Origin of the sequence: Photorhabdus hindustanensis (assembly GCF_002968995.1) — a bacterium.
In the GTDB taxonomy this organism is placed as follows: domain Bacteria; phylum Pseudomonadota; class Gammaproteobacteria; order Enterobacterales; family Enterobacteriaceae; genus Photorhabdus; species Photorhabdus akhurstii.
The window spans coordinates 1-1,467 of the sequence record NZ_PUWT01000156.1 but is presented as its reverse complement, the minus strand read 5'-3'; the positions used below and the strand labels follow the sequence as shown (position 1 = coordinate 1,467).

At 57.7% G+C, this 1,467-nt stretch carries 1 protein-coding gene; it reads left to right on the top strand.

Features of this window, described 5'->3' with window-relative positions:
• Nucleotides 1-1,467, top strand: a 1,467-nt coding sequence (locus tag C6H66_RS24905) for a VENN motif pre-toxin domain-containing protein (RefSeq protein WP_248000825.1), incomplete at both ends; no start/stop codon positions are given.

Below are 1,467 nucleotides of genomic sequence, written 5' to 3'. Positions count from 1 at the left end.
CCAGCGCGGCGTCAGCGCCACCGTGGGTCCCCTCACTAACGGCACCGCGAGCCTCAATGCCAGCCGCAATAAACTCCACAGCAACTATGACAGCGTGCAGGAGCAGACCGGGCTGTTTGCCGGCAAAGGCGGCTATCAGGTTAACGTCGGCGACCACACCCAACTGGACGGCGCGGTGATAGCGAGTCAAGCCGACAAAACCAACAACACCCTGAACACCGGAACGCTGGGCTTCAAGGATATTAAAAATCAAGCGGACTTTACTGTTGAGCAGCAAAGCGCGGGCGTCAGCCTCGGCCAACCCACCGCCGGTCAGGTCCTGAATAATCTGGCGGTCAATGGGCTGAGCGGTTCCCATAACCAGGGCCATGACAGCAGCACCACGCACGCCGCCGTCAGCGACGGCAACCTGATTATCCGGGATAAGGCGCACCAGACGCAGGATATCGCGACCCTCAGCCGCGATACCGATAACGCCGCGAATGTCCTCAGTCCGATATTTGACAAGGAAAAAGCGCAGCAACGACTGAAACAGGCGCGACTGATTGGCGAAATCAGCGCCCAGATGACCGAGATAGCCAGTACCGAAGGGAAAATTATCGCCACCAAAGCGGCGAAAGCGAAGCTGGACCATATCAGTGAACCGGACGAAGCGGCAGCCAGAAAAAAACTGGTCGACAGTGGCAATCCACACCCGACTGCGGCGGATATCAATAAGCAAGTTTATGATACCGCTTACACACAGGCGCTGAATGACTCGGGCTTGGGGACCGGCGGAACCTATCAGAAAGCCCTACAGGCGGCTACGGCAGCGATTCAGGGCTTAGCGGGGAACAATCTCGGTCAGGCGCTGGCCGGGGGCGCTTCCCCTTACCTGGCCGGGGTGATAAAAGAGCTGACCACCGACCCGCAAACCCATCAGGTAGATATCGCCACCAATACGCTGGCCCATGCGATTTTAGGCGCAGTGGCGGCGGAAGTCAGCGGCAATAATGCCTTGTCAGGCGCAGCCGGTGCAGCTTCGGGGGAACTGGCGGCTCAGGTTCTGATAAAGCAACTTTACGGCGATGGAGCAAAAGTCAGTGAGTTAACGGAAGAGCAAAAACAAACTATCAGCACCCTTTCCACCCTGGCGGCCGGGCTGGCCGGTGGTATTGCCGGTGACTCCAGCGCCAGTGCCCTCACTGGGGCGCAGGCAGGGAAGAATGCAATTGAGAATAACTTTTTGAGCGCGGAGCAGATAGACGACTTTGCGGCCAGAGCCAAAGGGTGTGAGGGACGCGGCGACTGCAAACAGATCACGAAGGAAATGGAAGATCTGAGCCTCAAGCAGCAAAAAGAGCTGATCGCGGTGTGTTCTTCCAATCCCGCCGCCTGCAAGGAAAAATACGGCGATATCCCGGCTAATGGTATGCTGGTACGTCAAGCCATCGATCGCGTACTGGGTGACGATGTGCCTTCACGGAT